General features: G+C 62.1%; 20 protein-coding genes. 6 read left to right on the top strand and 14 right to left on the bottom strand.

The window, feature by feature from the left end:
* Positions 1-76: 76 nt before the first annotated feature.
* The 3 genes from G7048_RS13600 to dacB all read right to left on the bottom strand — a co-directional run bounded on the left by G7048_RS13600 (position 77) and on the right by dacB (position 3,731).
* On the bottom strand, positions 77-748 hold the full coding sequence (locus G7048_RS13600) for an OmpW family protein (protein ID WP_166068662.1): 672 nt from the start codon (positions 746-748) through the stop codon (positions 77-79).
* A 33-nt stretch (positions 749-781) separates the two neighbouring features.
* Complete coding sequence (locus G7048_RS13595; protein WP_166068661.1) at positions 782-1,936, bottom strand: SGNH/GDSL hydrolase family protein; 1,155 nt, start codon at positions 1,934-1,936, stop codon at positions 782-784.
* Between the two features lie 244 nt (positions 1,937-2,180).
* On the bottom strand, positions 2,181-3,731 hold the full coding sequence (dacB, locus tag G7048_RS13590) for a D-alanyl-D-alanine carboxypeptidase/D-alanyl-D-alanine-endopeptidase (RefSeq protein WP_166068660.1): 1,551 nt from the start codon (positions 3,729-3,731) through the stop codon (positions 2,181-2,183).
* A 135-nt stretch (positions 3,732-3,866) separates the two neighbouring features.
* Here dacB and tsaB point away from each other — a divergent pair, with 135 nt between their 5' ends.
* From tsaB to corA, 4 genes are all read left to right on the top strand, one after another.
* A complete protein-coding gene (tsaB, locus tag G7048_RS13585; protein ID WP_166068659.1) occupies positions 3,867-4,589 on the top strand; it encodes a tRNA (adenosine(37)-N6)-threonylcarbamoyltransferase complex dimerization subunit type 1 TsaB in 723 nt (240 codons plus the stop codon).
* 107 nt (positions 4,590-4,696) lie between these two features.
* Positions 4,697-5,179, top strand: coding sequence for a ribosomal protein S18-alanine N-acetyltransferase (rimI, locus tag G7048_RS13580; RefSeq protein WP_166068658.1), 483 nt, complete (start codon positions 4,697-4,699; stop codon positions 5,177-5,179).
* A complete protein-coding gene (locus G7048_RS13575; RefSeq protein WP_166068657.1) occupies positions 5,176-5,964 on the top strand; it encodes a uracil-DNA glycosylase family protein in 789 nt (262 codons plus the stop codon). The genes rimI and G7048_RS13575 overlap by 4 nt, the downstream gene beginning before the upstream one ends.
* A 185-nt stretch (positions 5,965-6,149) precedes the next feature.
* A complete protein-coding gene (gene corA / locus G7048_RS13570) occupies positions 6,150-7,136 on the top strand; it encodes a magnesium/cobalt transporter CorA (protein ID WP_166068656.1) in 987 nt (328 codons plus the stop codon).
* Positions 7,137-7,678: 542 nt separating this feature from the next.
* On the opposite strand, the gene G7048_RS13565 is transcribed toward corA, so the two are convergent.
* The 7 genes from G7048_RS13565 to fba form a co-directional block, all read right to left on the bottom strand.
* Positions 7,679-8,446, bottom strand: a complete 768-nt coding sequence (locus G7048_RS13565) for a 5'-methylthioadenosine/adenosylhomocysteine nucleosidase (RefSeq protein WP_166068655.1) — start codon at positions 8,444-8,446, stop codon at positions 7,679-7,681.
* 62 nt (positions 8,447-8,508) lie between these two features.
* On the bottom strand, positions 8,509-10,188 hold the full coding sequence (locus G7048_RS13560; protein WP_166068654.1) for a long-chain-fatty-acid--CoA ligase: 1,680 nt from the start codon (positions 10,186-10,188) through the stop codon (positions 8,509-8,511).
* A gap of 453 nt (positions 10,189-10,641) precedes the next feature.
* Positions 10,642-12,066 carry an NAD(P)(+) transhydrogenase (Re/Si-specific) subunit beta gene (locus G7048_RS13555; protein WP_166068653.1) on the bottom strand — a complete coding sequence of 475 codons (1,425 nt, stop codon included), beginning with the start codon at positions 12,064-12,066 and terminating at the stop codon, positions 10,642-10,644.
* A gap of 1 nt (position 12,067) precedes the next feature.
* A complete protein-coding gene (locus tag G7048_RS13550) occupies positions 12,068-12,397 on the bottom strand; it encodes an NAD(P) transhydrogenase subunit alpha (protein ID WP_166068652.1) in 330 nt (109 codons plus the stop codon).
* 93 nt (positions 12,398-12,490) lie between these two features.
* Complete coding sequence (locus tag G7048_RS13545; protein ID WP_166068651.1) at positions 12,491-13,222, bottom strand: hypothetical protein; 732 nt, start codon at positions 13,220-13,222, stop codon at positions 12,491-12,493.
* Positions 13,223-13,269: 47 nt separating this feature from the next.
* Positions 13,270-14,385 carry a Re/Si-specific NAD(P)(+) transhydrogenase subunit alpha gene (locus tag G7048_RS13540; RefSeq protein WP_166068650.1) on the bottom strand — a complete coding sequence of 372 codons (1,116 nt, stop codon included), beginning with the start codon at positions 14,383-14,385 and terminating at the stop codon, positions 13,270-13,272.
* Positions 14,386-14,785: 400 nt separating this feature from the next.
* Complete coding sequence (gene fba / locus G7048_RS13535) at positions 14,786-15,850, bottom strand: class II fructose-bisphosphate aldolase (RefSeq protein WP_166068649.1); 1,065 nt, start codon at positions 15,848-15,850, stop codon at positions 14,786-14,788.
* Between the two features lie 264 nt (positions 15,851-16,114).
* On the opposite strand from fba, the gene G7048_RS13530 reads away from it, so the two are divergent.
* Positions 16,115-16,714: a phosphatase PAP2 family protein gene (locus G7048_RS13530; protein WP_166068648.1), complete on the top strand. Its 600-nt coding sequence runs from the start codon at positions 16,115-16,117 to the stop codon at positions 16,712-16,714.
* Here G7048_RS13530 and pyk read toward each other — a convergent pair.
* The 3 genes from pyk to G7048_RS13515 all read right to left on the bottom strand — a co-directional run bounded on the left by pyk (position 16,662) and on the right by G7048_RS13515 (position 20,058).
* On the bottom strand, positions 16,662-18,098 hold the full coding sequence (gene pyk, locus G7048_RS13525) for a pyruvate kinase (protein ID WP_166070964.1): 1,437 nt from the start codon (positions 18,096-18,098) through the stop codon (positions 16,662-16,664). The genes G7048_RS13530 and pyk overlap by 53 nt on opposite strands.
* A gap of 179 nt (positions 18,099-18,277) precedes the next feature.
* Positions 18,278-18,892, bottom strand: a complete 615-nt coding sequence (gene prfH, locus G7048_RS13520; RefSeq protein WP_240932982.1) for a peptide chain release factor H — start codon at positions 18,890-18,892, stop codon at positions 18,278-18,280.
* Complete coding sequence (locus tag G7048_RS13515; RefSeq protein ID WP_166068647.1) at positions 18,883-20,058, bottom strand: RNA ligase RtcB family protein; 1,176 nt, start codon at positions 20,056-20,058, stop codon at positions 18,883-18,885. Before G7048_RS13515 ends, prfH begins: the two co-directional genes overlap by 10 nt.
* A gap of 571 nt (positions 20,059-20,629) precedes the next feature.
* Here G7048_RS13515 and G7048_RS13510 point away from each other — a divergent pair.
* Positions 20,630-21,709 carry a hypothetical protein gene (locus G7048_RS13510; RefSeq protein ID WP_166068646.1) on the top strand — a complete coding sequence of 360 codons (1,080 nt, stop codon included), beginning with the start codon at positions 20,630-20,632 and terminating at the stop codon, positions 21,707-21,709.
* An 18-nt stretch (positions 21,710-21,727) separates the two neighbouring features.
* On the opposite strand, the gene G7048_RS13505 is transcribed toward G7048_RS13510, so the two are convergent.
* Positions 21,728-22,729: a tripartite tricarboxylate transporter substrate-binding protein gene (locus G7048_RS13505; protein WP_166068645.1), complete on the bottom strand. Its 1,002-nt coding sequence runs from the start codon at positions 22,727-22,729 to the stop codon at positions 21,728-21,730.

Below are 22,729 nucleotides of genomic sequence, written 5' to 3'. Positions count from 1 at the left end.
CACTATTGCTGCTGCGCGCAGAAACAAAAAAGCCGACCCCGAGGGGTCGACCGCTGAACACCTTGGAGGTTTTCGTTCAGAACTTGTAACCGATGTCGAAGGACACGACGTCGGGATTGAGCTTCACCGAGATGCTCTGACCTGTGGACAAGTGCGCCTTGGTCTTCAGGAACGACTTGTAGTACGAAGCGTTCACGAACCAGCGCTCGTTGATGTTGTAGACAAAGCCGATCTGCGGCGTCAGAGCGAACTTGTTGTCCATCTTGGCCGTGGTCGGGTTGTTCGGCGAGCCGCCGGTCAGGCCGGTCAGCGTGGCGGTCGTGCGGTTCTTGAAGAACTTGGCGTAGGTCACCCCCAGACCGACGTACGGACGGAAGGCCGAGTTCGCTTCGAGGAAACGGTACTGCACGAACAGCGTCGCTGGCAGCACCTTGACCTGACCGAGCTGACCCGTGCCAGCGATCGCACCATCACCATAGAACTTGTGCTTGAACGGCAGAGCCAGCGGCAAGTCCAGAGAGATGTTGTCCGTCAGCATGTAGTTCACGCCACCCGACACCTGGGTCGCGTCGCCCACCGAGATCGTGGTGCCCGGAAAGCTCGGCGCGGAAAGGTTGCCGCTCGTCACGTCCGGCATGATGCGCGTGACACCGGCACGCGCGCTGAACGTGCCCGCGACTTGCGCCTGCGCCGCTGCACATGCTGCCAATACCATCACGGCAGCACTGGCCTTGAGGAAGGTTTTCATGAATTTGCCTCCTGAGTTCGATATCTGGTCAGATCAATACCAACCGGCTTGCGACAGCGAGCGCGAGGCCAGCTGGCTCATCAGTTGTTGGCCGTATGGCGTGGGGTGGAAGGCATCGGCAAAACCGTAGCTGCGCCACCAGTCCGCACCACCGGTTGCACCTGTGGGTGGTGTCTTCGCAGACAACGATGCTGCCGTGCAGGTGGAGAAGGTGTAGGTCGGCAGACCGGATGCATCCTGACCCGTAGGCGAGCAGACGGGGTCGGTCACGTTCTGGTAGGAGTACTGCGCCGGATTGGCGGCCTGGTCCTTGAACGAGTCATAGAAGTCCACCAGTGCCAGACGCGAATCGGTGCCGAGGCTGGTCTTCAGCTGCGTGTTGAAGGTCTGCACCCAGGTGTCGAACAGCGTGTTCAGCTGAGCGGCTGCCGCAGCGCCTTGCGTCGCGGTGACCTTCTTGAGCACCATCTGGAACTTTGGCGTCAGCGTCACGCCGGGCATGTTCAGCACGGCCACGCGGGTTGCGCCCTTGTCGAAGGTGTTGGTCTTGATGTTCTTGGAGAAATAGACCGCCAGCGCCTGCATGTAGGCAGCGCCTGCCTTGGGCATGCCAGCCGCACCTTGCGCCGCCAGCGCCTGCACGGTCGCCGCGTCGAGCATCGTGCCCAGCAGTGCGAAGAAGCTCTTGCCGCCATCGGTCGAGGCCGCCAGATAGGCACCGAACAGGTCAGCCGCATCGTTGCCGCCGCCATCGATCAGCACCAGCTCATCCGATGCATAGGCCGTGGCGCCTGCATCTGTGATCTGCTTGGTGATGGAGTGCGGATCCTGCGGGTTGGTGTAGTTGTTGATGCGACCACCGGCCACTGCGTAGTTGCTGCAGTTGGCAACAGTCGAATAGGCAGTCTCGCTGGTTGCACGGTAGTGCGAGCACAGTTCGACGCCATAGCGATTGGCCACATGCTCGACCCACATCCAGGAAGCGCCCTTGGGGTCCTTGGGATTGCCGGCATTCTGCACAGTGGCCTTGATGCCGAATGTGCCGGTGTCCGACAGGCTGTCGCCCATCACCCGAACCTTTGTGACCTTCTCGGCCGGTGTGGTGCTTCCGCCCCCACCGCCACAGGCGACCAATGCCACAGCGGCAGCTGCCGCGGCAACCCAATGCAAACGCATGCGTGCTTTCATTTACAGTGCTCCTTCATTGAATCGAACGACCGTTCGTTTTTTTCAAAATGATAGTGATGATCAGCAAATGCTCATATGTGGGTAAACACTGAATTCCCGCCGAAACAACGTATTCGATCAACATTTGGAGACAGATGTACGTCAAATGCCGGGAAAACGATAGGCGAAAAAAAGCAATGCCCTCCGCATTGGAGGGCATTGGTTGAGGTGGGTCACGAGGGTTTCGCCTGATTTGGCGTTACGTTCAGCGACGCAGCGTTGCCTTTGCGCCAGCAGCCCCGGAATGGGCCGCGACGGTCGAGGAAAAGGCTGGCGCATCCTGCGCGGCCCAGTCGATCAAGGCATGCAGCGCGGGGCGGGCGTTCGGTGCCAGCGGGTGGTTGATCATGCCCACCAGCACATAGCGCTTGCCGCTGTTGGAATTGACCACCCCCGCGAGCGCCGTGACGTCGCGCAAGGTGCCGGTTTTCAGGTGCGCCATGCCCTTGGCGCTTGCGGTGTTCACGCGGCGCAGCGTGCCATCCACGCCGACGATGGGCAGCGACGACAGCAGCTCCGGCATCTGTGGTGAAGCCCAGGCCGTCTGCAACATGCCCGAAAGCGCACGCGCCGTGACGCGCTCTTCGCGACTCAGGCCCGCGCCGTTTTCCCAGACCGGCGATGTGAGTTGCGGCCAGCGGCTGCGCCACCAGTTGCCGATGGCCTGCTTGCCGGAATCCCACGAGCCGCGCCCCGTGGCCTGCAGCCCCAGCGTGAGGAACAGTTGCTGCGTCATCACGTTGTTGCTGTATTTGTTGATGTCCCGAATCACCTCGGCCAGCGACAGCGACTTGTTCACGAACACCGGCTTGAGTCCCGCTGGCACCTTGCCGTCGCGCACCGATCCTGTGACCTTGCCACCCAGCTCGCGCCACATGCCTTCGATGGCACGTGCGGCATAGCCGTCCGGATCGGCGGGCGCAATCGCCCATTCGCGCTCGCCGCAGGAGGGCGGGAAATTCCCCAGAAAGCTGACGCGTCCCGGCTCGCTCAACTCGGCCTTGAGCGCCGCTTGCCAGTCTCCGCACGCCGTCGCCGCAGGTGCCAGCGGAACGGACGCCGGCAGTTGCATGCTGCCCATCGGCGGCTCGTAGCTGATGCGCGCCACGCCCGCTGCGGCGTCGGGCACAAAGCGCATGTTCATGGCCTTGAAGTTGATGAGCAACGCATCCGGCGCGACGTTGTAGGGACGCCAGGGCTCGCCATCGAACTTGGACGCATCGCGCGTGGCGATGTCGAAGGCCGAGCGATCGAGCACGATGTCGCCCACGATCACCGTCACGCCCATGCTGCGCAGGCGGCGCATGGTGAGCCACAGGCGCTCCAGCACCAGTTGCGGATCGCCGTTGCCTTGAATGTAGACATTGCCGCGCAGCGCGCCGTCCTGCGGCTGAGCGTCCATGTAGACCGGCGTTTCCCACTGGAAGGCCGGGCCGAGCAGGTCAAGCGCCGCATAGGTCGTGACCAGCTTCATCACCGAGGCCGGATTGGCGGGCTCGTCGGCGCGATAGGCCAGCTTGGTTGTGCCCTTGGCAGGCGAATCCAGCTCGACGACCATGGCCGACAGCGCCTCGCGCGGCACCTTGGCGCGCTGCAGGGCCGCCTCGACGGCGGGCGGCAAGGACTGTTGTTGTGGAGTGACGGATGACGTGGCCGAGGAGGCGGGGCTGGCAGTGGTCTGGGCCGAAACGGGAACAAGCCATCCCGTCAACAGGGCGCAGGCAAGAACGGAGACGGCAGGGAATTTCAAGGACATCCTTCAAGTCTATGATTTATCGGGCTTTTCGGCCAACAATGCTGGCAAACCCCCACGGATATTGCCACCGGACGATAATTGCGGATGGCCCTTTCGTTCTGTGAAGCGCCCTTTCTCCGCTCCCTCCCCCGCACAATGAATCTCCTCGCGCTAGACACCAGCACCGATACGCTTTCCGTTGCCGTTCAAAAAGGCGATGGAGCTGTTCTGGAGCGCAGCGCGCCCGGCGGTGCCCAGTCGTCCGCCGCGCTGATTCCGCTGATCCGCGAGTTGATGGCGAGTGCCGGTTTTTCGTTCGACGATCTGGACCTGATCGTCTTCGGGCGCGGCCCTGGCTCGTTCACCGGCCTGCGCACCGCCTGCTCGGTCTCGCAAGGCTTGGCCTTTGGTGCGCGCAAGGGCAAGGGCGTGCCGGTCCTGCCCGTGGATTCGCTTCTCGCCGTGGCCGAAACCGCTCGCGTGCAGCATGGAGTGACGCAGGTTCACGCGGTGCTCGATGCGCGCATGGACGAAGTCTATGCTGCTGCTTACACATGGGATGCAGCGGCTGGCCGCTGGAGCCACCTCGATGATTTCAACCTGCTTGCGCCGCAGGATCTGGTGGTCGAAGCCGATTTCACCGTGGCCGGGAATGCCCAGGCCGCCTATGGCGAGCGCTTGGCACCGCAATCACCGCATGTGCATGCCCTGCCCATGGCCAGCGCCATGCTGCGGCTCACGCCCGCGCTGCTCGCCCAAGGCCTGGCCGTGCCTGCAAGCGAAGCCCTGCCGCTCTATATCCGCGACAAGGTGGCCCAGACCACGGCCGAGCGCGAAGAGGCCAAGCGGCGGCTGGCGCAGGCGGCGACGAACCCATGAGTGCTTGGTCAGGCGGCTGGCTGTTGGTACATTCCTGACTGCCCGGCAACGCGCAAACATCGGAAGATTCCATGCATTCCGTTCGGCCTACACTCTCACTCCAACACATGAGCGCCCATCTCCATTCACCACTGCAGGACGCGGACGATCCGCACTTCGAGCTGTTGACCCTGTCGCGGCTGGAGGCGCTGCTGGAGGTGGAGCAAAGCGCGTATTCCCACCCTTGGTCGCGCGGCAACTTCATCGACGCCATGTCCTCGGGCTACCAGATCCAGGTGCTGCTGCGCGGCGATGAACTGCTCGGCTATTTTGTGGCCATGCAAGGCGTGGACGAAGTGCATCTGCTGAACATCACCGTCGCCCCGGCTTTTCAGCGCCAGGGATTGGCGCATCTGCTGCTCCAGGCGCTGGTGCTCTGGTCGCGTTCGCAGAATGCGCAATGGCTGTGGCTGGAAGTGCGGGTGAGCAACACCCGCGCCCGCGAAATCTATGAAAAATTCGGCTTCCGCCGCGTGGGCGAGCGCAAGCGCTACTACCCTGCCGAAATGGGCGAACGCGAAGACGCCGTCGTCATGAGCATCCAACTATGAGCCTCCAACTGGACGCACGCCAACGTGCCATGCTGCAGGAGATGGGCATCACGCTCTGGCAACCTGCGCCCAAGCCTGTGGCGGCCCCCGTCGCCCAAGCCCGCCCTATCCCTGTGGTTGCGCGCGTCACTGCTGGCGACACCGCCGTGATGGACGCACCCGTCATCGAGCGCGACAGCGCACCGCAAGCAAGGCAGCAACCACGCCCACCCGTTCAGCGCCCTGCCGCTCCGGTCACGGCACCAGTCGCCCAAGTGGACGAATCCGCATCGGCCGCCACCGCGAGCCTGCGTGCACCGCAGCCGCTGTACCCTCAAGCCGACGCGGCAAAGACACCCAAGGAACTCGGCTCCGGCTGGCTGGTGGTCTTCGAGACCGCCACTCCCGACGAGCCCTTCGGCGGCGACTCCGGCAAGCTGCTCGACAACATGCTGCGCGCCATGCGCTTGCACCTGCACCCGCGCACCTTTGCCTGCGTGCTGGAACGCTCCGCGCCCGGTCAGGACATCAACACCGAAGCCATCAACGCCGCACTCGCGCAGACCCTGGCCGAGCTGCAACCCGCGATGGTGCTGATTCTCGGCCTCGGCGCAGCCCGCGCCACGCTGGGCAATCGCGAGCCGCTGGGTCGCCTGCGCGCCGCACAGCATCAACTGGTCAATGGCACGCCCGCCATCGTCAGCTACGACCCCGCCTACCTGCTGCGCGCCCCCGACGCCAAGGCCTCCGCCTGGGCCGATTTGTGCCGCGCGCTGGCCGTGGTCCGCAAAGCCGCCGACGCCTGATTGGCACCGAGCGAATGCCATAATCCGCCATTCGCTCATCTGTTGTTCTTTTTTGGAGACTGCTCCGTGGAAACCTACCCTAGTTGGTAGCTTTCAACTCCCGGCGTGCCGAGGGTTGAAAGCGTCAGACCTACCTGCCATCAGCCCCTCGCCCTTGCACAACCAAATTTCGGGAACGCCGAGCCATGCTCAACATCTTCACGCTCGCCAACGGCCGTCTGGTCCAGGAAGAAATCGAATCGCTGGAAGAACTCAAGCGCTTTCAGCCCATCTGGGTGGATCTGGAATCGCCCACCGTTGAAGAAAAGCGCTGGGTCAAACAGCACTACGGCCTGTCGATTCCCGAAGACGCGACCGACGACGACCTTGAAGAATCCGCCCGCTTCTACGAAGAAGACAACGGCGAACTCCACATCCGCAGCGACTTTCTGGTCGACATCGACGACGACCCGCGCGCCGTGCGCGTCGCCTTCATCCTGAACCTGGTCAACGACTCGCTCAAGAGCAAGGGCGTGCTGTTCTCGATCCACGACGACGACGTGCCCGTCTTCCGCCTCGTGCGCCTGCGCGCCCGCCGCGCACCGGGCCTGATCGAAGACGCCAAGGAAGTGCTGCTCAAACTGTTCGACGCCGACGCCGAATACTCCGCCGACACGCTCGAAGGCATCTACGACGAACTGAAACTCGTCAGCACCCAGGTGCTGGCTGGCGACGTGACCGACGCCAAAGCCAGCGAAGTCCTGGCCGCCATCGCCCGCCAGGAAGATCTGAACGGCCGCATCCGCCGCAACATGCTCGACACCCGCCGCGCGGTGAGCTTCATGATGCGCTCCAAGATGCTCAACGCCGAACAGTTCGAAGACGCCCGCCAGATCCTGCGCGACATCGAATCGCTGGACAGCCACACGGCCTTCCTGTTCGACAAGATCAACTTCCTGATGGACGCCACGGTCGGTTTCATCAACATCAACCAGAACAAGATCATCAAGATCTTCTCGGTCGCCAGCGTCGCCCTGCTGCCCCCCACCCTGATCGCCAGCGTGTACGGGATGAACTTCAAGTTCATGCCTGAGTTGGAGTGGCAGTATGGCTACGGCTTTGGGCTTGGGTTGATGGTCTGCAGTGCTGTGATTCCTATGCTTTACTTCCGCAAGCGCGGATGGCTCAAGTAGGTTTTTTGCTTGGGCTTGCTGGCTGGAGTTTGCCGCTGCGGGTGGCTTGCCGGGTGTTCGCCCCGGCGGGCGAGTAACTTTTTGCTGCGCCAAAAAGTCACCAAAAATCGCTTTTCAATACCCGCGGCAGAACTCACTTTGCGACTTCGTCGCGCCGTTCGGACAACCGCCGCGAGTCAGCGTTTTCATAAGAGGTACGTCACGGCACTTCGCGTTGCTCGTGCTGCTTCTCGCGACATCGCGAGATGCCTATGCGCAAGCCGCGCGACGAATTGAACTCTCGCGCTAAAACGTCGATTTTTTCCGTCGCGATACTCGCGCTTCCGCTGCTGCACCGCAGAGTGCAGCAGCGCCCTCCCCAGCTTTTGATCTGACTCACGATAGTTGCCCGAACGGAGCGCCTACGGCGCAAAGTGAGTTCTATCGTGTGACCCCGAATTCAAAGCGCTTTTTGGTGACTTTTTGGCGCAAGCAAAAAGTTACTCGCCCGCCGGGGCGAACTCCCGGCCTCCGTAAGCAACCACCCAGCAGAGGCAAAAAAATCAAACAGACTTCAAAAACGCATTAACCACATGATCCGCATACCGACTAGCCACAGTCTCCACAAACTGCAAAAAGTCCAGATGCGCCCCATCATCCGCCCGATCAGAAATCGTCCGCACAGCAGCAAACGCAATACCGAAATCCGCGCAGACCTGGGCGACGGCAGCCCCCTCCATCTCCACAGCCAACACAGCATGCCCCGCCGACTCCAAAGCCAAACGCAGTGAATCCGACTCCTGAGCCGTGCTCACAAACCGATCCCCACTCACGATGAGCCCCGCATGCACCTGCGGACGGTGCTGTGCCTCCATGCCGAGCGAGGCCCAGTCGATCTGGTGGCTGTCGCGCTCGACGGTTTCGCGTGTGGCGGCGAGCAATTGCTCCGTCAAAGCGGCATCGCAGGCCATGCGGATCTGTGGATAACCGGGCACGAGCCAGCGCTCGACGATCGGTGACGCATCCATGTCGTGCTGCAGATAGTCGCGTGCGACGACCACGTCGCCCACCTTCACGTTCGCGCCAATGCCACCGGCCACGCCTGTGAACACGATGCGAGTTGCGCCGAACTTCTCAGCCAGCACGGTGGCGGTGGTGGCGGCGGCCACTTTGCCGATGCCCGACAGCGCAATCACCACCTGATGCCCATGCAGCGTGCCACGCCAGAACGTGCGTCCGGCGTGGATGATCTTTTCGGGGTTCTGCAGTGCGTGGACGAGGCTGCCTTGCTCTTGTGGCAAGGCGCTCAAGATGGCGATGGTCGTTGACAAGGCTGGGTTCTCCGGCAAACAAAGCCGGAGATTATCAGCGGTCGGGCCTATGGGCCTGCCTACTACTTCTTGTCCCGCAGCTCGCGACGCAGAATCTTGCCGACCGGGGTCTTGGGCAGGGATTCGCGGAACTCGATGACTCTGGGGCGCTTGTAGCCGGTGAGGTTGTTCTGGCAGAACTCCTTGACCTGCGCTTCCGTCAGGCTCTGGTCCTTCTTCACGATCACCAGTTTCACCGCTTCGCCAGTCTTTTCGTCGGGCACGCCGACGACCGCGCATTCGAGCACGCCGGGCATCATCGCGATCACTTCCTCAACCTCGTTCGGGTAGACGTTGAAGCCGCTGACCAGCACCATGTCCTTCTTGCGATCGACAATCTTGAAGTAGCCGCGATCATCGATGATGCCGATGTCGCCGGTCTTGAAGTAGCCGTCCTCAGTCATGACCTTGGCGGTTTCGTCCGGGCGCTGCCAGTAACCGGCCATGACCTGCGGGCCCTTGATGGCGATCTCGCCGGGCGTGCCCAGAAGAATCACGTCGCGGCCTTCGTCATCGACCAGCTTCATGTAGGTGCTCGGAATCGGCACGCCGATGGTGCCCGAGAATTCCTTGGACGTGACCGGGTTGCAGCTCGCCGACGGGCTGGTTTCGGACAGGCCGTAGCCCTCGACGATCGGGCAGCCGGTCTTCTCCAGCCACAGCTTGGCGACCGCCCCCTGCACCGCCATGCCACCGCCGACCGAACACTTGAGGTTCTTCCAGTTGACGGTGTTGAAGTCGGGATGATTGGCCAGTCCATTGAACAGCGTGTTCACCGCCGGGAAGCTGTGGAAGGTCTGCTTGGACAGCTCCTTGAGCACACCCGGCAGATCGCGCGGATTGGGAATCAGAATGCTTTTACCGCCCGTGCGCATGGACAGCATCATGTTCACCGTGAAAGCGAAGATGTGATAGAGCGGCAGCGCGCAGATGTTGGTCGGCTGCTCGCCCTGCGGCACCTTGCTCATCACGGGCGCGTTCCAGGCTTCGGACTGCAGCACGTTGGCGATGATGTTCCGGTGCAGCAGCACCGCGCCCTTCGACACCCCCGTCGTGCCGCCGGTGTACTGCAGCAGCGCGATGTCTTCCGGATGGATCTCCGGCTTGCTGAACGACGCCTTCGCACCGCGCGCCAGCGCATCGTTGAAGCGCACGGCACCCGGCAGCGAGAACTGCGGCACCAGCTTCTTCACGTTGCGCACAACGTAATTGATGATCATGCCCTTGAGGAACCCCATGCGGTCGCCCATGGTGGCCAGCACCACATGCTTGACCGGCGTGCTCGCCATGCAGGCCTGCAGCGTGGCCGCAAAGTTCTCCACAATGATGATTGCCTTCGAGCCCGAGTCCTTGAGCTGATGCTCCAACTCGCGCGGCGTGTACAGCGGGTTGACGTTCACCACCACGAACCCCGCACGCAGAATGGCCGCCACCGCGACGGGATACTGCGGCACATTCGGCATCATGATCGCGACGCGATCGCCCTTCACCAACCCCAGCGACTGCAGATAGGCAGCCAACTGGCGGCTCTCCTCGTCCGTCTGCGCATAGGAGATCTCCTTGCCCATGAAGCTGTACGCCGAGCGGTCGGCGTAGTCTCTGAATGCCTGCTCCATGAGCTCGACCAGCGATTCGTACTGCGTCGGGTCGATATCGGATGGCACGCCCGGCGGATAAGCGCTGAGCCAGGGACGATCTGTCATGCTGGGGTCTCCTGATTTTTCGAAGTCTGATGCAAAGAAAATTTGTAAATCCCGGGCATTGTCGGGTGCGCCGAACGATTTCGGAGTCTGGAATACCCTAGAGAAACACAAATTTCTGCACGATCGTTCGTTTTTGTCATGCCCGCAACACCAATGCGACCAATTCCCATCCAGCGAGCACAGCCCAAGCAGGCACGAGCAACGCGAAGTGCCGAACCCCACCTCTTCCAAACTGACTTCCGGCGGTTGTTCGAGCGGAGCGCCTACGGCGCGCAGTCGAGTTCTGCCGGATGACTTCCAAGCGCGTTTTTGGTGACTTTTTGCGCGCAAGCAAAAAGTTACTGCCCAGCCGGGGGCAGTCCCGGCCTCCACCCTCAAACAAACAACAAAACAAAAAAGCCGCGCAGCGCTCAAAAACAAGCACCGCACGGCCTTCAAAGGCAAGAGCAACCGTTACTCAATCGCCTTGCCGATGTCTTCAACCACCTTCTTGGCATCGCCAAACACCATCATCGTCTTGTCCATGTAGAACAACTCGTTGTCCAGCCCCGCGTAACCCGCAGCCATCGACCGCTTGTTCACGATCACCGTCTTGGCCTTGTAGGCTTCCAGAATCGGCATGCCGTAGATGGGACTGCCCTTTGTGTGCGCAGCAGGATTCACCACGTCATTCGCGCCCAGGATGATCGCCACATCGGCCTGCCCGAACTCGCCGTTGATGTCCTCCATCTCGAACACCTGGTCGTAAGGCACTTCGGCCTCGGCCAGCAGCACGTTCATGTGGCCGGGCATGCGACCGGCGACCGGGTGGATCGCGTACTTCACATTGATGCCCTTTTCGGTCAGCTTGGCGGCCAGTTCCTTGACCGCGTGCTGGGCACGGGCGACGGCCAAGCCGTAGCCGGGAACGATCACCACGGACTCCGCCTGGCTCAGCACGAAGGCTGCGTCGTCGGCGCTGCCGCTCTTGACCGAGCGCTGCACGGCATCGCCCGTGGCAGCGGCTGTCGCATCGCCACCGAAGCCGCCCAGAATCACGTTGAAGAACGAGCGGTTCATGGCCTTGCACATGATGTAGCTGAGGATCGCGCCCGAGCTGCCGACCAGCGAGCCGGCGATGATCAGCATGCTGTTGTTCAGCGAGAAGCCGATGCCCGCAGCCGCCCAGCCGGAGTAGCTGTTGAGCATGGACACCACCACCGGCATGTCCGCGCCGCCGATCGGGATGATGATCAGCACGCCGAGCACGAAGGCCAGCCCGATCAGCAACCACATGTCGATGCGCGCTTCGCTGATGGTGTAGCCGACGATGAAGAACACCATCGCCAGTGCGAGCACCAGATTCAGGATGTGCTGGCCCTTGAATTGCACAGGAGCGCCCTGGAACAGGCGGAACTTGTACTTGCCCGAGAGCTTGCCGAAGGCGATGACCGAGCCGCTGAAGGTGATGGCACCGATGGCTGCGCCCAGCGCCAGTTCCAGACGGTTGCCGTGCGGAATCGGCGAGTTGTGGCCGGTGATGCCGAAGGCCCAGGGCTCGACCGCCGCCGCAATCGCGATGAACACGGCCGCGAGGCCGATCATGCTGTGCATGAAGGCGACCAGCTCGGGCATCTTGGTCATCTCGACGCGGTTGGCCATGAAGGCACCGATGCCGCCGCCGACAACCAGCCCGCCGAGCACGTAGACCAGCCCCTGCGCGTTCTGACCGGCAAGCTGGTAGATCAGCGCAGCGGTGGTGACCACGGCGATCGCCATGCCGACCATGCCGAAGACATTGCCGCGAATGGACGTGGTGGGATGGGAAAGACCCTTCAGGGCCTGGATGAAGCAGATGCTCGCGATGAGGTACAGCAGCGTGACGAGGTTCATGCTCATGTCAGGCCTCCTTCTTCGCATCGGAAGCCGGAGCGGCCTTGCGCTCCTTCTTCTTGAACATCTCGAGCATCCGGCGGGTCACCAGAAACCCGCCGAACACGTTCACCGCAGCCAGCGCCACGGCGAGCACGCCCATGGTCTTGCCGAGGGTGGTCTCGGTGAGCGCGGCCGCGAGCATCGCGCCCACGATCACGATCGCCGAGATCGCGTTGGTCACCGCCATGAGCGGCGTGTGCAGCGCGGGCGTGACGGTCCAGACGACGTGGTAGCCCACATAGATGGCCAGCACGAAAATGATCAGATTGATCAGGGTGGGGGAAACGGCATCCATGAGCGTTCTCCTTGATTCTTATGTCAGGTGCTCCTCACACCATCTGCGGGTCCGCGCGCCCTCTGTTTCTTGTGGCGCGAACCCTGCATCCGGTCATTGAGGCAGCGGTACAGGAAATGGCGGTACGACGAATCGGCCATCCAGCATGGCAACACTGTTCTTGGCGGCTTGCACGAATTGGTCGAGCCATTCCTGCGCGGGCTTTCCCGCAGAGAGGAACTGGTCTGTGCCCACGGTTTTTGGCCGCAGCAGACGCATGTCGACAAGTGCTTCCACCAGCAGGTAGCCGCCTTCCGCAGTCGCGTACCGGTAGGACACGTGCGAATAAGGCGCAAGTGGTTCAGCTTTGTTTTGCTTGGCCCACTTTTCCAGCGCTGGACGATTTTTCGTCAGGAACTCTTCGTTGTCCGCGCGTCGCTTGAAGCGCAGACAGTCAATGCGCACGGGACTGCCCTTTGCGTAATCCTCGACCTGCACGCCGCGTTGTTCGGGGCAGGTGTGGGACCACAAAGTGGTGTCGCGAGGGTTGTTGGTGGCGTTCGTCTGCACCACGATCACGGCCAGCGTTTCGCCCTGAGGGCCGCGCAGGCCAACGGCCTGAGAACGCATGGGCAGATCGTGAGAGACGTCATCCGGCATCACGTTGAAGAGTGCGTTCGTGCCCTGGTCGATATGTTCCCAGTCGCCGGGGGGCAACTGCAGCTCGGCGCGACCGACCTTCACCAGATTGGGCTCCAGCGGCGCGCAGGCAGACAGAAACATCGCGGATGCCGCAACGGCAGCCACAGCCAGCGCAGAGCGTGTGCGCACAGAAATCTTCAACATGAAAAAACCAAATCCTTGCTATCCCGAACAGGTGGCAAGCATCAGCCTCACTTGCGTGTGACGGCCCCTTCGTGGGCCACCAGACAGGCGACCACGATGTCGTCCTCCCGGTTGATGTGCAGCTTGCCTTCCTTGTCGATGATGAGTTTGAGAAAGTCCAGAACGTTGCGAGCGTACAGTGCCGACGCGTCCGCCGCGACGAGCGCAGGCAAATTGGTCTCTCCCACAAGGGTCACTCCATGCTTCACGACGGTCTGATCCGCCTCGGTCAGAGGGCAATTGCCGCCCTGAGCCGCCGCCAGATCGATGATGACCGAACCGGCTTTCATGGATTTGACCATTTCCTCGGTCACCAGCACAGGGGCGGCGCGTCCGGGAATGAGCGCGGTGGTGATCACCACGTCCGCCTGCGCCACGCGCTTGGCCACTTCGGCCCGCTGGCGCGCCAGCCAGCTCTCGGGCATGGGGCGCGCATAGCCGCCGACGCCTTCCGCCGCTTCTTTCTCTTCCTGTGTCTCGAAAGGCACATCGATGAATTTGCCGCCCAGCGACTCGACCTGCTCCTTGACGCTCGGGCGAACGTCACTCGCCTCGATCACCGCGCCGAGGCGCTTGGCCGTCGCAATCGCCTGCAGACCCGCCACGCCCACGCCCAGAATCACCACGCGCGCCGCCTTCACGGTGCCCGCAGCCGTCATGAGCATGGGGAAAAAACGCTGGTAACGATCCACCGCCATGATGACGGCCTTGTAGCCCGCCACGTTGGCCTGCGACGAGAGCACGTCCATGCTTTGCGCACGCGTGGTGCGCGGCGCGGCTTCAAGCGCGTAGGCGGTGACGTTGCCGCCCGCCATGCGCGCAAGACCTGCGGCATCGAACGGGTTGAGCATGCCCACCACCGTCGTGCCGGGTCGGACAAGCGGCATTTCTGCTTCGCTCGGCGCACGCACCTTGAGAATCAGATCAGCGCTCCATGCGGATTGCAGATCCACGATGTCGGCCCCCACTGCCGCGTAGGCCTCGTCGGTCACGCTGGCGGCCACGCCTGCGCCGCTCTGCACACGGATCTGGTGACCCTGCGCCTTGAGCTTCTTGACCGTCTCCGGGGTCACTGCGACCCGGGTTTCCCTCGCCACCGTTTCGGCTGGCACACCTATCAACATGGTTTCTCCTGGAGTTTTGAATTCTTCTTCCCTGGAGAGCCCCCTTGCGACGTCCGGGCGCGCCCACCGCCACACGGCAAGGGCAACGCAAACATGCTCCGGGTCTCCCCTTCGTGCCAGGATCAAGCTGGCAATTGTCCAAACGATGGCGGCTGCGCGCATCCTCCAACCGGACGGGTAGTCCGGCGAGGCGACAGCGGCTGAAACTGCCGTGCATTCTGCTCGACTCTTCAGCTACTGCTGCCAAAGTAGGCAAAAAGCTTACAAAAACCTTGCCAAAAACCAGAAATTCAAGGGTTAACCCCAGCTACTCATGTCGATTCAGGCGTCAAAAAAGCAAAACCCGGCGCCTTTTTCAAGGACGCCGGGTTTCGGCACTTTCCACTGGAGCAGAAAATGATCAGTTCACTACTTGCTTGAGTGAACCAGCAGCGTATTTTGCCGCCATTTCGGTCAGCGGGACGCCCTTGATCGAGGAAGCTTGACCAGAGCAACCGAATTCCACGTAGCGCTGCTTGCAGATCTGCTTGGCGGCTTCGCGTGCGGGCTTCATCCATTCACGCATGTCGAACTTGTCTGGATTCTCGGCCTGAAACTTGCGGACCGCGCCGGTCATGGCCAGACGGATGTCGGTGTCGATGTTGATCTTGCGCACGCCGAACTTGATGGCTTCCTGGATTTCCTCGACAGGCACGCCGTAGGTTTCCTTCATCTTGCCGCCGAACTGGTTGATGATTGCCAGCAGGTCTTGCGGAACCGACGACGAGCCGTGCATCACCAGGTGGGTGTTGGGCAGACGGGCGTGGATTTCCTTGACGCGCTGGATCGACAGGATGTCGCCTGTGGGCTTGCGCGAGAACTTGTAGGCGCCGTGGCTGGTGCCGATGGCAATCGCCAGCGCGTCCAGTTGGGTGGCCTTCACGAATTGAGCGGCCTCTTCGGGGTCGGTCAGCAGTGCGGAGTGGTCGAGCACGCCTTCAGCGCCCACGCCGTCTTCTTCACCAGCCAGACCGGTTTCGAGCGAACCGAGGCAGCCCAGTTCGCCTTCGACGGTCGCGCCGATCTTGTGGGCCATTTCCACGACCTTGCGGGTCACGTCCACGTTGTAGTCGAAGTCAGCGGGAGTCTTGCCGTCGTCACGCAGCGAGCCGTCCATCATCACCGAGCCGAAACCCAGATTCAGAGCGCCCTGGCAGATCGCGGGCGATGTGCCGTGGTCCTGGTGCATGACCAGAGGAATGTGGGGATAGGCTTCAACGGCCGCCTGGATCAGGTGCTTGATGAACGATTCACCCGCGTACTTGCGAGCGCCAGCGCTGGCCTGCAGGATGACGGGCGCGCCCACTTCGTCTGCAGCCGCCATCACGGCCTGAACCTGTTCCAGGTTGTTCACGTTGAAAGCTGGGATGCCATAGCCGTTTTCAGCAGCATGGTCGAGCAATTCGCGCATCGAGACGAGAGGCATGGGGTATTCCGTTGAAGAGTTTGTTGATCGACTTGAACCGGTTCGCTTGGGAGCACCTGTGAGCATTTGGGGAAATGCCACTGTCGCTCAGTCTCTGGCGATCTTGGTAACCGGTTGGTAACTCTTGATTTTAGCGCCAAGCGCCAAGTTGACCGCAAATGCGGTTTTTCTTGAAGATTTCATCCAACGTTCAGACTGCCTTCATGTTCGAGGCATAGATTGAGCGCTGTTTCCCCTAGACGGCCATAGTCGCCACGCCCGGACATGCTGCCTTTCGACCACGCACTCTTTCTTTTCCTGAACGCCACCACGGTCACGCCTGTGGCAGTGCTGTCTGCGGCCAAATGGCTTTCGTTGGGGCTTCCGCTTTGCCTGACGGGCTCGGTCGTTGGCGCGCTCATGTTTGCGCGCAAGCCCGTGCAGCGCGATCTGCTGGGAGTGATCGCTTCCATCGCGCTGGCTGCGCTCATCGCCTACCTCATTCGCCAGCACTGGCCCAGCTTGCGTCCGGCACAGATGGGCTGGGGAGTCCAGTGGATCGAACACTCCGCTCGCGCCGGCTTTCCAAGCATGCATGCCACGATCGCCTTCGCACTGGCGCAAGGACTACTGCTCGCGCCGCACATCCGCCGCATGGCGCTGGGTCGGCCAGTGATCGCCGCAGCCTGGTTGTGTGCCGTCGGAATTGGCTGGAGCCGCGTGTGCCTTGGCGTGCACACGCCCTCCGACGTGCTCGGCGGCGCATTGGTCGGCGTCTGCGCAGCCAGCCTGACCGCCGCGGCCATCAGGCAACTCCTCAAGCAGATCCGCGTTACTGCGCGCGGCAGATCTTCAGCATATTCGTCCCACCCGGCGCTCCCATAGGCTCGCCGCAGGTGATCACGTACAGATCACCCTGCTGAACGATGTTGCGCAGCTTCAGGTGGGTTTCCGCCTGATCGAGCGCAGTGTCGCGGTCGGCGCTGGTGTCCATGAGCAGCGGACGCACGTTGCGGTACATCGCCATCTTGCGCTGCGTGGCCACCTTCGGGGTCAGCGCGTAGATCGGAATATGAATGCGGTGGCGGCTCATCCACAGCGCGGTCGAGCCGGAATCCGTCATCGCCACAATCGCCTTCGCGCCCAGATGGTGCGCCGTGAACAGCGCACCCATGGCAATCGACTGGTCGATGCGGCCGAGCGTCTGGCCGTGGAAATCGTCGTCGCGATCCGGATCTTCCGCCGCCTCGGCCGCCGCGCAGATGGTCGCCATCTCGCGCACGGTCTCCAGCGGATAGCGGCCAGCAGCAGTTTCCGCGCTCAGCATCACCGCGTCGGTGCCGTCGAGCACGGCGTTCGCCACGTCGCTCACTTCGGCGCGCGTCGGCACGGGGTTGGTGATCATCGACTCCATCATCTGCGTGGCGGTGATCACGAACTTGTCCATGTCGCGCGCCATCTTGATCATTTTCTTTTGCAGCGCCGGAACAGCCGCATTGCCCACTTCCACCGCCAGGTCGCCACGCGCGACCATGATGCCGTCGGAAGCGCGCAGAATTTCTTCGAGCAGCGGCACAGCTTCGGCGCGCTCGATCTTGGCGATCAACCCCGGACGATGGCCCGTGCCCGCCGCTGCCACGTAGCACAGCTGGCGCGCCATTTCCATGTCGGTCGCGTTCTTGGGAAAGCTCACCGCCACGTAATCGGCCTGAAAGCTCATCGCAGTCTTGATGTCGTCCATGTCCTTGGCGGTCAGCGCGGGGGCGGTCAGGCCGCCGCCTTGCTTGTTGATGCCCTTGTTGTTCGACAACTCACCGCCGATCTTCACCACCGTGTGCACCGCGTCGCCGCGCACAGCCGTTACCTCCAGCACGATCAGGCCATCGTTGAGCAGCAGCATGTCACCGGGACGCACGTCGCGCGGCAGTTCCTTGTAATCCAGACCCACGCCGTTGATGTCGCCCGGCTCGGTGCGCGAGGCATCGAGCACGAACGCAGCGCCGTCTTCCAGCATGACCTTGCCATCGGCGAACTTGCCGACGCGGATCTTCGGGCCCTGCAGGTCGGCCATGATCGCCACCTCGCGGCCCGCGCGCAGAGCGGCGGCGCGCACCATCTCGGCGCGGTCGATGTGGTCCTGCGCCTTGCCGTGGCTGAAGTTCAGTCGCACCACGTTCAGGCCCGAGGCAATCATTTTTTCCAGCAGCGCCGGATCGCTGGAGGCGGGGCCCAGAGTGGCAACAATCTTGGTAGCGCGTCGGATATGCATGACCATCAGTCTCTCGTCGGTTTGTGTAATCGAGTTTCAATTTTTGCACAAAACGGGTTACATGCAGGGTACATATTCCACCCGTTTCAGGCAAAAGCGACATTACCTTATTAGGTGGGAGCATCGGACGCCATCGAAAGTCACCCCACGACGCGTTCCGATGCCCCACTTTTCCCAGCTTACTCGCGCAGCACCCGCACCGGATTGCCCCGCTCCAGCGACCAGTGCTGCTGATTGCGGTCGTGCCTGGCCGCATCGGCGCTTTGCTCGGCCAGTTGCTGCAGCTTCATGGCGATCAGCGCCTTGGCCAGCCGCTTGTTGGCATGCTGGCTGCGCTCGGTCATCACCTTCACGGAGATGCCGCTCGGCAGATGCGTTGCATGCACGGCGGAATCCGTGGTGTTCACATGCTGCCCGCCCTTGCCCGAAGCGCGACAGGCCTGAAAGCGCAAGTCACTTTCATCAAGCTCGTCCAGCGACGCACCCTGCTCGGGCACCTCGCAGCGCCGGATGCCCACAAACCAGTTTTTGCGCCTGTGGCCCGGACGGAACGGGCTGGCAAACACGCACTGCACACTGCCCTCCCATTGCCGCAGCCAGCCACTCGCCGCATCACCACGCGCCTGCAACAGCACCGACTTGAACCCAAAAGTCGTGGCGTTTTCCTCCACGATCTGCAAATCCACGCCGTGCTTTACCGCATCGCGCAACATGGCGCGCAGGGCGATGTCCACCGCGCGCTCGCACTCGGCCGGCCCTTGCGCGGCCGTGATCTGTACCAACATCAGCAGCATGGGACCAGCGCTCCTTTCTTGTAGGTGAGCAGCGGCCTGAAGCGCGCGATCAAGCGCACCAGCCCGGCATCCACCAACGCAGCGACGACCGAGTCCACATCCTTGTAGGCCTGCGGAGCCTCTTCGTACAGCAGTTCCTTGTCGTTGCAGATCACCGTGCTGCCGAACTTCGTCTTGCGCAACTCGTCCGACTTGAACTTGTGCGAAAGACGGCCCATGCAATCGGTGCGCGCCCATTTGCGACCCGCGCCGTGCGCGAGCGAATCCAGCGCCTCGTGCCGATCCGTCACCGGTTCGACCAGATAGCTGTAGTCGCCACGCGAGCCCGGAATCATCACCAGCCCCTGGTCCGCAGGCGTCGCGCCCTTGCGGTGCAGAAAGCCCGATTCGCCGTCGTGCACTGCGGGCAGCACATGGTTGTGGCTCACATCGAGCAGCAACTCCGCCTCCGCGCGAATCGCCTGCAGCATGCGCCGTGCGATCCAGATGCGATTGAGGCACGCGAAGTCCAGCGCCGCATCATGCTCGGCAAGATACTCGCGCGCCGCACCGGAGTCGGCCGCCAGACCGGCGTGCCCGAACAGCTCCACATGCTTGCGCAAAATCGCGCCACCCAGCCCGCGCGAGCCGCTGTGCACCAGCAGATGCACGCGCTTCTTGTCGATGCGTTCGTCGTCTTTGGCATAGACCTCGTCGACCACCTGCAACTCCGCAAAATGGTTGCCGCCGCCGATCGTGCCCAAGCTTTGCGCGAGCATCTCGCGGGTTGCCGGAAGGTGGTCGATGGCAATGCCGTCGAGCTGCCTCAGCGCGTCGTCCATCAACGAATCAGGCAGAGGCCCGTCGATGCTGCCAAGCTGCTTTTCAAACTTGCTTGCCGACGCCGAATGCGCGCGCAAGTCGGTGCGCCACAGCCCCATGCCGCAGCCAATGTCTCCACCCACCAGAGCGGGATAAAAGTGATTCACGGAAAAGAACGCCGCACCCACGGGATAACCGCGACCGGGATGCAAATCCGGCAGGCCGACTGCCGCGCGGATGTGCGCGAGCCGGGCAGTGATGCGAAGTTGTTCGAGCGCGGCGTCTTCAAGCCACACGCGCTCGTTGGCAAACACGCGCACCTGCGCCGCGTCGCCTTGCTGAAAAGAAATGGGGGTATTGCCCATGAGAATGAAATCCGAACAGGAGAAATCCTTCGCGAGCGTGCAAAAACGCTGCGCGAAAACATGCGTGCTTGCATCGCGATGAACGCGAGCGGCGGGCAGTCCGGATGGGCTCTGTCTGTCAGACCTTGGCGTGATCCCGTGATGAACGGATCAACGCCCTGTGGGCTGGATGCGCAAGCGCCTCAACCAGTTGGGTTGAAAACGCCCGACAGCAAAGAAAGAGAAAAGAAACTCAGGCCTGCGCGGCCACCTCGTTCACGCGGCAAACGATGCGGTCTTTTTGTTGTTCTGCAGTCTTGTTCATGATGCTGCTCCTTGCGTTTGAGTGATGAGGAAAAAGAGAACTGTTGGGTGCGTTGCGCACGAAACAAGCGACAAAGTCTAACGACGCACATGAGTGATAGCAAGCGATGCAGTACGGCGTTGCGAACATGCGTTGTGTTCACGCAGCAGTGTCAATCCACGGGGGCTTCCAAGGCTTCTACAAATCGATACGTGACAAATAACACAAAAACTATCATCATCTACATATCGATAAATTTCAATTCCTTCACCAAGCATGCTGTCCACCATGATGACAGTGCTCGTCACTGTGCTGCTGTGCTTTCTGGCGCTGGCCGTGCTGCTCAAGTACGGCCTCAAGCACTATTTCAAACGCCAGTTGGGCGACATCGTGAACGCGGCCGCCAGCATGGGTTCGTCGGGCGTTGCACCGATTCAGCCGCGCATCACCATGGTGCTCGAAAAGATCGAGTTCCGCGATCCGCTGGTCAAGGAGTACATGAACGAGTTCAAGGCGCTGTCGTACCGCTCGACCGGCCGCTACGCCATCCCCGAGATGCCCTATGCGCGACTGTGGAGCGGCGCGCATCACAAGGACGGCTCGCTCGCGCTCGTCATGGAATGCCGCGACATGTTCACCAGTGTTGACGTGATCCGCTTCTACGAAGACGGCAGCGTGCTCGGTGCGGGCACGAACCCGTACTACCGCCCCGAGGACTACCCGCCGCATATCCAGTACAAGCAGTTTCCGCTGGGCACCTCCGCGCGGGAAGTCACGCAATGGATGCGCGATCAACCCGTGAAGTCGCAGGTCATCAACATCACGCCCAAGAACATCAAGGCGCTCAACACGCGCTTCTACGCCGAGTGCACCGACTACCAGCTCGCGCGCCCCTTGCCGACCTTCGATGAATACCGCACCCGAGCCGTGGAAAATGCCTCGCGACTGGGGCAGAAACAACCCGAACTCAGCGAAGCGCAATGGCGCATGGGCTACGAAGACCATCGCACATCGTTGCTCGACGCACTCGACGACGCGCTCAAGGCCCACCTGCTGCAAAGCGGATCGATCTCCGCCAAGGAATGGGACCAGGTGCAGCACGACCTGGTCTTCATCCACAGCCGCCTCATGGACGAAGACATCGCCGCGCGCGCCCTCTCGCGCAGCGAATGGACCTCGGACCAACCCGAGGTCGAGAATCTGATGAGCAAGGGCATGGCCCCCGTCAAACTGTTCGAGGCGATTCAGGAATTGCTGCCGCCCGACGAACGCTTCGGCTTCATCGCCACCCTCACCAAGCCCGTCGTGGCACGCATCTACGTGCCGGACGAAGAAAGCGACTCGGATCTGGAGACCAAGATTTCCTGAGTCGGCTGATCAGGCCGATCAGGACTCGGGCGTGAAATTCAGCGCCTGCACGGCCTTCTTCCAGCTTGCACGCTCCTGCACGATCTTGGCGTTCAGCACCTCCGGCTCGCCCCATTGCGCCTTCTGCAATTGGCGACCCATGGATGCCTGAACCGCCGGGTCGGCCAGCGACTGCTTCAAGGTCTTGCGCAGGTTGGAGACCACCGCGTCAGGTGTTCCCGCCGGAGCGAACACCGCAATCCACACGCTGCGCGCGTATTCGCCAAAGCCCTGCTCCTGGAACGTCGGCACATTCGGCACAAAGCGGCTGCGCTCCTCGCCCGTCGTGCCCAGAATGCGGATTTTTCCGGCGGCGGCAAACTCCGCCACATCTTCCAGCGGCACCACCACGGCAGACACCAGACCGCCCTGCAGATCCAACACCGCAGGACCGGGGCCGCGATACGGCACATGGTTGACTTCGGCGCCCGCGATGCGCGCCGTCATGCTGCCCACGAAATGCGGCATCGAGCCCGCACCCGGCGAGCCGAAATTGGCCTGCGCGCGGTTCTGTTTGCACCACTCGAAGTAGCCCTTCAGATCCTTCACGCTGGCCGGCACCAACGGCCCCACGGCCAGCGCGAGATCGAACGATCCCAGGCTGCCGATGGTGATCAGATCCTTGTCCGGGTCGTAGGCCAGCTTCTTGTATGTGACCGGATACACCGTGATCGGCGACGACACTCCGACGTAGATGTTGCTGCCGTCCTTTGCCAGCGTCTTCAGATAACTCACCGCGATCATGCCGCCCGCGCCGGTCTTGTTCTCGACCATGCTGTTGATTGCATATCCGGGCTTGATGACTTCGGCCACCTGCCGCGCCACGTTGTCCACCAGCGAGCCCGCTGGCACGCCGATCACGACACGCGTCATCGCGATCTTGTCGTCCGCCGCGAGCGCCCAACTCGTGGTGCCCATGGACGCCACAGCCGCGCCGATCAGGCCACCGAAGCGGCGGCGGTTCATCGTGAATTGATTCAT

Source organism: Diaphorobacter sp. HDW4B, from assembly GCF_011305535.1.
Lineage (GTDB): Bacteria > Pseudomonadota > Gammaproteobacteria > Burkholderiales > Burkholderiaceae_C > Diaphorobacter_A.
The sequence above is the reverse complement of the archived record's forward strand: the minus strand, read 5'-3'. Positions and strand labels throughout refer to the sequence as shown.